The organism is Actinomycetospora sp., from assembly GCF_055612215.1.
The window spans coordinates 1-8,348 of the sequence record NZ_JBVPVA010000920.1 but is presented as its reverse complement, the minus strand read 5'-3'; the positions used below and the strand labels follow the sequence as shown (position 1 = coordinate 8,348).

Sequence of the window (8,348 nt, the reverse complement as noted above, 5' to 3'; positions counted from 1 at the left end):
TCATCCGCGAGCTGGCCGACAGCACCGGCGCGGTGATCCTCGGGCGCGCTGCCGCGGTGGTGCTGCGCGATCGGCCGGGCACGCTCCACGTGCGGCTGCGCGGCCCACGCGACCGCCGGCTGCGCCACGCGATGGCGTCGCGCGGCATCGACTCGGCCACGGCGCAGCGGGAGATGGCCGACGCCGACCGGGCCCGCGCCGCGTACGTCCGGCGGTTCTACCGCTGCGATCCCGACGACGCCGGGCTCTACCACCTGGTGTGCGATTCCACCGCCCTCCCGCAGGCCGCGGTCGCGGAGCTGATCACCTGCGCGGCCCGAGCGCTGACGACGCGGGGCTGACCCGAGGACCCGGGACGTCGCCGCGTCGCGGGCCCGATCGATTCTCGCGCAACCGCGTCACCGTGACGCGGTTGCGCGGGAGGGCTTCGCCCTGCGGGTCGCGGTCCGGTCGGGCCGGCCTCCTCACCGGGGGTTCCCCGACCGCGCCCCGACGGAGTGCAATCAGTGCCGTAGCGGAGCTCCACCACCGGGCTCCCCGTCCCAGGAGCGTTCGATGAAGAAGCTTCTCAACGACCCGGCCGACCTCGTCGCGGAATCCCTGCGCGGCGTGGAGCGCGCCCACCCGGAGCTGAGGGTCGATCACGAGCACCGCATCATCTACCGCGCCGACGCCCCGGTGTCGGGGAAGGTGGGCCTGCTCTCGGGCGGGGGCTCCGGGCACGAGCCCGCGCACGCGGGGTTCATCGGGCCCGGGATGCTCGACGCGGTCGGTGCGGGCGAGGTGTTCACGTCCCCGGTCCCGGACCAGATGGCGGAGGCGACCAAGAACGTCGACGGCGGCGCCGGGGTGCTGCACCTCGTGTGGAACTACACCGGCGACGTCATGAACTTCGACATGGCCGCCGAGCTCGCCGCCGCGGAGACCGACACCGAGGTGCAGGCGGTCGTCATCAACGACGACGTCGCGGTGCAGGACAGCCTCTTCACCGCAGGCCGGCGCGGGACCGGGGCGGCCGTGCCCGTCGAGAAGATCACCGGGGCGGCCGCCGAGCAGGGCCGGAGCCTCACCGAGCTGGCCGACCTCGCGCGCCGGGTCAACGACAACACCCGCAGCATGGGGATGGCGCTGACCTCCTGCACCGTGCCGGCGAAGGGCACCCCCACCTTCGACCTGCCGGAGGACGAGATCGAGATCGGCATCGGGATCCACGGCGAGCCCGGCCGGCGTCGCGTCCCGCTCACCTCGGCGAAGGAGATCGCCGGGATGCTCGTCGAACCGCTGCTGGCCGATGTCGACTTCACCTCGGGCGACGGCGTGCTCGTGTTCGTCAACGGCATGGGCGCCACCCCGATGCTCGAGCTGCACCTGATGTACGCCGAGGTCGCGGCCCTGCTGGACCAGGCCGGCGTCGTACCGGTCCGCTCGCTCGTCGGGCCCTACGTCACGAGCCTGGACATGGCGGGCTGCTCGGTGACCCTGACGCGCTTCGACGACGAGCTGCTCCGGCTCTGGGACGCCCCGGTCGCCGCGCTCGGGCTGCGCTGGGGGATGTGATGGCGGCGCTCGACGTCATCGACGCCGCTGCCCTGACGCGCTGGCTGCGGACGTTCGCCGCGTCCGTGGCCGAGCAGCGGGACCACCTGACCGAGCTCGACGCGGCGATCGGCGACGCCGACCACGGCGCGAACATGCACCGGGGCATGAGTGCGGTCGTCGAGGCCCTCACGGCCACGCCCGCCGCGGACCCGGCCGCGCTGCTCAAGCAGACCGGCATGGTGCTGATCCGCTCGGTCGGCGGCGCGAGCGGCCCGCTCTACGGGACGTTGTTCCTGCGGATGGCACCGGTCGCCGGGGCGGGTGAGCTCGACCCGGAAACGTTCGCCAAGGCCTTGCGGGCCGGTCTCGACGGCGTGGTCGCGCGCGGCAAGGCCGAGCCCGGCGACAAGACGATGGTCGACGCCCTCGGCCCGGCCCTGGACGCGCTCGACGCCGCGCTGGCCGACGGTGAGGCGCTGGGCCCGGCCCTGCGCGCCGCGTCCGCCGCCGCCGACGGGGGACGGGACGCCACCACGCCGCTGGTGGCCCGCAAGGGGCGGGCGAGCTACCTGGGGGAGCGGAGCGCGGGCCACCAGGACCCGGGCGCGACGTCGACCGCCCTGCTCGTCGCCGCGGCGGCGACCGCACTCGGGGAGCAGGACGCGACGTGACCCTCGGGCTCGTCGTCGTCTCCCACAGCCGGGCCCTCGGCGAGGCGGCGAAGGCCCTGGCCGGGGAGATGCTGGCCGGCGGCACTCTCGCGATCGAGGTCGCCGCCGGGCTCGACGACGGCGGGTTCGGCACCGACGCCGTGGCGATCAGCGAGGCGATCGCGCGCGCCGACGACGGCGACGGCGTGGTCGTGCTGATGGACCTGGGCAGCGCGGTGCTCTCCGCCGAGCTCGCCCTCGAGCTGGTCGACGACGACGTCCGCGAGCGCGCCGTGCTGTGCGCGGCCCCGCTGGTCGAGGGCCTCGTCATCGCGGCGGTCACCGCGGTCGGCGGGGCGTCCGCGGCCGAGGTCGCCGCCGAGGCGGCCCGCGCCCTCGACGCGAAGACCGTCCACCTGGGCCAGGACGGGTCGGGGCCGGGCGAGTCCGACGCGCAGCCGGGGGAGAACGGGCCGGCGTCGGAGGAGTCGGCGTCGGAGGAGCACGGCGTGTTCACGGTGCGCCCCGCGCACGGGCTGCACGCGCGGCCGGCCGCCCTGCTCGTCCAGGCGTTGCGGGGTCTCGACGCGGACGTCCGGCTGCGCAACCTCACCCTCGACGGACCGGAGGTCTCGGGCGCCAGCCTGTCCAAGGTCGCGACCCTGGGCGCCCGGCAGGGGCACGACGTGGCCGTCCGCGCCCGGGGCGCCGACGCCGCCGACGCCGTCCGTCGCCTGCTCGACCTCGCCGACGACGGCTTCGGGGAGCACGACGACGCCCCGGCGCCGCCGCCCACCGAGGCCCCGGTGTGGACCGGACGGCCGATCCCGGCCTCGCCCGGAATCGGGATCGGGCCGGTCCGGGCGGTCGAGACGGCCGCCGTGACCGTCCCGGCGGCCCGGCCCGGCAGCCCGTCCGAGCAGCGCGGCCGCCTCGACGAGGCCCGGTCCGGTGTCCGCGAGCACCTGCAGCGGGTCCGGGACCGGGCGGCGCGCGAGATCGGGGAGACGGAGGCCGCGATCTTCGACGCGCAGCTGCTGCTGCTCGACGACCCGGACGTGCTCGCGGACACCGGTGCCCGCATCGATGCCGGCGCCGACGCGGCCCGGGCCTGGGCGGACGTGCTCGACGAGGTCGAGCAGACGCTCGCCGACGCCGCCGAGGAGTACGTGCGCGCCCGGGCCGGCGACGTCCGGGACGTGCGCGACCAGGTGCTGCGGGCGCTCGGCGGCGTCGTGGAACGCGCCGCGGAGCCCGACGGCATCGTCGTCGCCGACGACCTGACGCCCGCTGCGGCCGCGGCCCTCGACCCGGCCCGGACGCCGGCGGTCGTGCTCGCCGGGGGCAGCCCCACCGCGCACGCCGCGATCCTGCTGCGGGGACGGGGTGTGCCCGCCGTCGTCGGGGTCGGCGCCGTGCTGGCCGCGCGCGCCCGGGAGGCGGCGGTGCTCGCCGTCGACGGATCCACCGGGGAGGTCGTGATCGACCCCGACCCGGCGACCCTCGGCGTCTTCCGCGAGCGCGCCGCGGCCCGTCGTCGGCGCCTGGACGGCGCGCTGGAGCGGGCGCGCGAGCCCGCGGTGACCCGGGACGGCACGACGGTGCTCGTCGGCGCCAACCTCGGCTCGGCCGGCGACGCCCGCGACGCCGTGGGCGCGGACCTCGCCGGCCTCGTGCGCACCGAGTTCTGCTTCCTCGGGCGGGACTCCGCGCCCGACGTCGACGAGCAGGAGGCGGCCTACCGGGCGATCGCCGAGGCCATGGACGGACGGCGCACCACGCTGCGCACGCTCGACGTGGGCGGCGACAAACCCCTCGACTACCTGTCGATGCCGCGGGAGGCCAACCCGTTCCTCGGGGTGCGCGGACTCCGGCTCGCGCTGGCGCACCCGCAGCTGCTCGCCGACCAGCTCCAGGCGATCGTGCGGGTCGCCCACGACCACCCGCTCGACGTCATGGTCCCGATGGTGGCCACGGTCGACGAGCTGGTCGCGGCGCGGCGGGCCCTCGACGAGGCGATCGGGACCGTCGGCCGGGGACGCCCCGCCGCACTGCGGGTCGGGATCATGGTCGAGATCCCGGCGGCCGCGCTCAAGGCCGCGGCGTTCGCCCCGCTGGTCGACTTCCTCTCGATCGGCACCAACGACCTCACGCAGTACGCCCTGGCCGTCGAGCGCGGCAACGACGAGCTCGCCGCGCTCGCCGACCCGCTCGATCCGGGGGTGCTCGCCCTCATCGCCGCGACCGTCGCCGGCGCCGCCCGGGCCGACCACGACGTGCTCGTCGCGGTCTGCGGGGAGGTGGCCGGCGACGAGCAGGCGGTCGCGCTGCTGATCGGGCTCGGCGTCCGCGAGCTCAGCGTGGCCCCCGCCGCCGTGGCCTCGGTGAAGCAGGCCGTGCGGGAGGTCGAGCTCGACCGCGCGCGCGAGGTGGCTGCTGCGGCACTGGCCTGTCCCGACGCCCAGGCGGTGCGGGCCCTCCTCGACTGAGACGTGCGGGCGGCGCGAGCGGACGCCGGGAGCTCGCAGCCCTGTGCCGCGACCGCGTCACCGTGACGCGGTCGCCGCTCAGCGGTGTGCCGGTGGTTGGCCGGTGATCCACAGGCACGGGGTGTTGGCGCTGAGCATGACGCCGTCGGTGAGATCGTCCTCGGCCTCGGTGACGGCGAGGTCCCACCCGTGTCCGGTCGGGCGCGTGGCCGGGCCGCCGTGGCCGTCCTCGTCCTCGACCTGCCAGGTCCACTGGACGGCCAGCGGGGAGCCGGTCTCGCTGGTGGTGCCGTCGTACTTCACGTAGCCGCGAGCGGCCCAGTCCTGCTGGATGCGGCCGGCGAGGGCGTCCCAGCGGTGCTCGCCCTCGCCCGGAGTGGGGGCGACGCCAGTGACGGTCACGGTCTCGTAGACCGACTGGCGGTCGGTCCCGCAGTCGTAGTGGGCGATCGGGCCGGGGCGCAGGTCGGCGCCGGGCGGCAGGACCGCGCGGGTCTGCTGCAGCAGGGCCTCGAGCCGCGGGAGGGCCCTGACCAGCACCAGCGCGAGCACGCCCAGCGCGATGAGGACGGGCCGGGCGCGGCGCCGGCGGACCGGGGGCCCGGGCGGCGCCGGGACGGCCGGGCCGGGCGCGACGAGGTGCGCGGGATCCCACGGAGGGATGCCCGCACCCGTCGCCCCGGGAGCGGCCGCCCGACCGCCGTCGAAGCCCGGTGCAGGCGTTCGCGTCCCGGTCATCGATGGCCCCCGTCCCAGTCGGCACTCGCGACGATGCGCACCGAGTGTGACAAGAAACCGGCTTCAGCCGCAACGAATGGACCAATGCGGTCCGTTCAGTGACTGACCGTGACAGGAGGCCGGCGTGGGTCAGCCGACCAGGCTGAGGAACACCCACTGCGCGTCGGGGGCCAGCCCCGCGAGCCGCCGTCCGCACCCGTGGAGCACCCCCGGCCCGGAGGTGATGTGCTGGGTCCCGCCGTGGAGGTCGCGGAAGACCCGGTTGAGCGGGCCCTCGCGCAGCGCCGCGGTCCCGGCCCAGCGGTAGACGGTCTGCCCGATCTCGTGCGCGGTCCACGTGGCGGTGTTCAGGGCGAGCCGGGTCAGCGTCTCCTGGTCGGTCGACAGGGTCTCCCCGCGGTCGAGCATCGCCTCGTTGTCGGCCCAGACCTCCATGTTCCAGGCGCGGGCGGCGCGCAGGGACGCCTCGGCGCGGGCGTAGTCGGCGTGGAACTCGGCGGTGTCGACGCCGGCGCCCGGCGTGCCGGTCTTCGCCGCCGCGATGGCCTGCATCTCGTCGAGCAGGCGCCGCGCGACGCCGAGGGCCCACCCGGTGTGCCCGATCCCGGCCAGGTTGGCGACGCCGAGCCGGTAGAGCCCGCCGCCGATCCGCGGCTGCGTCGTCGGGCCGGAGTAGACGAACTCGGTCGGCACGAACACCTCGTCGAGGTGGTAGTCGATGCTGCCGGTGGCACGCAGGCCCATGACGTCCCAGTTGTCGACCAGCGTCGCCTGCTCCTTGGGGAGCGTGAACACCAGCATCTCGCCGGCCTGCTCGTCGAGCGCGGCCGTGTGGATGTGGGTCGCGTGGTGCAGGCCGGACGCGAACTGCCACGAGCCGGACACGAGGTAGCCGCCCTCGACGGCGACCGCCCGGCCCGGCTTCGTGCCCTGCCCGGCGGCGCGCACGTCCCCGCCGTACGGGTCGGTCAGCTCCCGCCAGGCGTCCTCGCCGAGGTAGGCCGCCGTCGCCCCGGTGATCATCTCCACGGCCATGACCACCCACGCGGTCGACGCGTCGGCGCGGGCGAGCGTCTCGACCGCCGCGATCTGCTGGCGCGGGGTGAACTCGCCGCCACCGAGCTCGCGCGGCGTCCCGATGGTCCACACGCCGCTCGCGTGCAGGGCCTCCTCGACCCGCGCAGTGAGCCGCCCGCCGGCCTCGGAGCGCTCCGCCTCGTCGCGGAGCAGCGGGTCGAGTCCCTCGAGGCGGGTCATCATCGCGTCGACGTCGTCCCCGGGGCGGAGGGCACCCTCGGCCCGGTCGGTCGTGGGCCGGGTGAGCTGCTCGGTCATGTCGTCTCCTCGATCCAGCGCAGGACCACCGCGAGCGTGTCGTCGGAGTTGGTCTCGTAGGTCAGGGCGTGGCCGTTGCCGGTCACGCCGTGGTCGGGCAGGTGGACCCGCTCGACGGCGGCGCCCGCCGTCGTCAGCGAGGCCACGACGTCGTCGGCGAACTCGGCGAACACCGACGCGCCGCCGGTCACCAGCGCGACCGGGAGGTCGGCGAGGGCCGGGACGCGCAGCGTCGTCGGGTCGGCCGCGCGGGCCTCGGCGGCGCTCGCGCGCGGCGGGTCGTAGGTCAGCGGCGCGGCGGTGAGGCCCCAGTCGAGCGTGCCGATCCCGGGGAACGTCGCGAACGCCGGGCCGATCGGTTCGATCGCGACGAGCGCCCGCACCAGGTCGGGGCGGCGGTCGGCGAGCAGCCACCCGCACGGCCCGCCGGCTGAGTGCGGGACGACGAGGCCGCGACCGACCGCTGGATCGCGCCGCTGGGGTCGCTGCCGGTCGACCTGGCCGAGTCGCAGCGCATGGACGCCGACCGGCTGGCCGCCCTGCTCGACCTGCTCGGGCCCGCCGTCGTCGTCACCCACTCCGCGGGCGGGCCGGACGGCTGGCTGCTGGCCGACCGGCGGCCCGGGCTCGTGCGGGCGCTCGTCGCGATCGAGCCGATCGGGCCCGCCTTCGCGACCTTCCCCGGGATCGGCACGCTGTCCTGGGGGCTGACGGCCGCGCCGCTGACCTACGACCCGCCGCTGGCCTCGGCCGAGGACGCCCGCGCCGCCGACCCGGCGACGCTGCGCGTCCCGGCCCTCGCCGACCTCCCGGTCGCGCTCGTGACCGGCGGCGCGTCGATGTTCGCCGACTTCGCCGACGACGTCGTCGCCTGGCTCACGACGGCGGGCGCCGCAGCCGAGCGCGTCCACCTGCCCGACCACGGGGTGACCGGCAACGGCCACGCCCTGACCTACGAGACCAACTCCGACGACACGCTCGCGGTGGTCCTGCGCTGGATCGAGGAGACGACATGACCGAGCAGCTCACCCGCCCCGACAGCTCGACGACGTCCGGCGCTCTGCGCCCCGGCGACGGGGTCGAGGAGATGATGGCCCGCCTCGTCGAGCTCGACCCGCTCCTGCGCGCCGAGGCCGAGAGCTCCGAGGCCGGTGGCCGGCTGACCCCGCGCGTCGAGGAGGCGCTGGCCGCCAGCGGGGCGTGGTCGGTGGGCACGCCCCGCGAGCTGGGCGGCCGCGAGTTCACCCCGCGCCAGCAGATCGCCGCGGTGGAGACGCTCGCGCGGGCCGACGCGTCGACGGCGTGGGTGTTCATGGCCGTCGAGATGATCACCGGGGCGACGGCGGCCTACCTCGGCGAGGAGGCCTGGCGGGACCTGACGGCCCCGTACGGCGGCGACGTGCGCCTGGCCGGGCAGGGCACCAAGCCGGGCCGGGCGGTCCCCGTCGAGGGCGGCTACCTCCTGTCGGGCTCCTGGCAGTTCGCGTCCGGGCTGCACCACGCCACCCACATCCACACGGCCGCTCTGGACGAGCAGGCCGGCGAGATGCTGGTGTTCTCGCTCCCCAAGGAGCAGGCGACGCTGGTCGACAACTGG

At 76.1% G+C, this 8,348-nt stretch carries 9 protein-coding genes; 6 read left to right on the top strand and 3 right to left on the bottom strand.

Annotation, left to right across the window (positions count from 1 at the left end; all coding sequences use genetic code 11):
* The 4 genes from AC0CYZ_RS25160 to ptsP all read left to right on the top strand — a co-directional run.
* Positions 1-341 (top strand): cytidylate kinase-like family protein (locus tag AC0CYZ_RS25160; protein WP_472220432.1); only part of this gene is annotated, 341 nt, incomplete at its 5' end.
* 214 nt (positions 342-555) lie between these two features.
* On the top strand, positions 556-1,557 hold the full coding sequence (dhaK, locus tag AC0CYZ_RS25155) for a dihydroxyacetone kinase subunit DhaK (protein ID WP_472220430.1): 1,002 nt from the start codon (positions 556-558) through the stop codon (positions 1,555-1,557).
* A complete protein-coding gene (gene dhaL / locus AC0CYZ_RS25150; RefSeq protein ID WP_472220428.1) occupies positions 1,557-2,210 on the top strand; it encodes a dihydroxyacetone kinase subunit DhaL in 654 nt (217 codons plus the stop codon). Before dhaK ends, dhaL begins: the two co-directional genes overlap by 1 nt.
* A complete protein-coding gene (gene ptsP, locus AC0CYZ_RS25145; RefSeq protein ID WP_472220426.1) occupies positions 2,207-4,678 on the top strand; it encodes a phosphoenolpyruvate--protein phosphotransferase in 2,472 nt (823 codons plus the stop codon). The genes dhaL and ptsP overlap by 4 nt, the downstream gene beginning before the upstream one ends.
* Before the next feature lie 78 nt (positions 4,679-4,756).
* On the opposite strand, the gene AC0CYZ_RS25140 is transcribed toward ptsP, so the two are convergent.
* From AC0CYZ_RS25140 to AC0CYZ_RS25130, 3 genes are all read right to left on the bottom strand, one after another.
* Positions 4,757-5,416 carry a hypothetical protein gene (locus AC0CYZ_RS25140; protein ID WP_472220424.1) on the bottom strand — a complete coding sequence of 220 codons (660 nt, stop codon included), beginning with the start codon at positions 5,414-5,416 and terminating at the stop codon, positions 4,757-4,759.
* A gap of 129 nt (positions 5,417-5,545) precedes the next feature.
* Positions 5,546-6,751: an acyl-CoA dehydrogenase family protein gene (locus AC0CYZ_RS25135; RefSeq protein WP_472220422.1), complete on the bottom strand. Its 1,206-nt coding sequence runs from the start codon at positions 6,749-6,751 to the stop codon at positions 5,546-5,548.
* Positions 6,748-7,134 carry a hypothetical protein gene (locus AC0CYZ_RS25130; protein WP_472220420.1) on the bottom strand — a complete coding sequence of 129 codons (387 nt, stop codon included), beginning with the start codon at positions 7,132-7,134 and terminating at the stop codon, positions 6,748-6,750. The genes AC0CYZ_RS25135 and AC0CYZ_RS25130 overlap by 4 nt, the downstream gene beginning before the upstream one ends.
* Positions 7,135-7,185: 51 nt before the next feature.
* On the opposite strand from AC0CYZ_RS25130, the gene AC0CYZ_RS25125 reads away from it, so the two are divergent.
* Positions 7,186-7,767, top strand: a complete 582-nt coding sequence (locus AC0CYZ_RS25125) for an alpha/beta hydrolase family protein (protein ID WP_472220418.1) — start codon at positions 7,186-7,188, stop codon at positions 7,765-7,767.
* The coding region (locus tag AC0CYZ_RS25120) for an acyl-CoA dehydrogenase family protein (protein WP_472220416.1) at positions 7,764-8,348 on the top strand (585 nt) is incomplete at its 3' end. The genes AC0CYZ_RS25125 and AC0CYZ_RS25120, both read left to right, overlap by 4 nt.

Coding starts and splice junctions, on each gene's coding strand:
- AC0CYZ_RS25140 (WP_472220424.1), bottom strand. CDS start 5,416: ATGACCGGGACGCGAACGCCTGCACCGGGCTTCGACGGCGGTCGGGCG.
- dhaK (WP_472220430.1), top strand. CDS start 556: ATGAAGAAGCTTCTCAACGACCCGGCCGACCTCGTCGCGGAATCCCTG.
- dhaL (WP_472220428.1), top strand. CDS start 1,557: ATGGCGGCGCTCGACGTCATCGACGCCGCTGCCCTGACGCGCTGGCTG.
- AC0CYZ_RS25135 (WP_472220422.1), bottom strand. CDS start 6,751: ATGACCGAGCAGCTCACCCGGCCCACGACCGACCGGGCCGAGGGTGCC.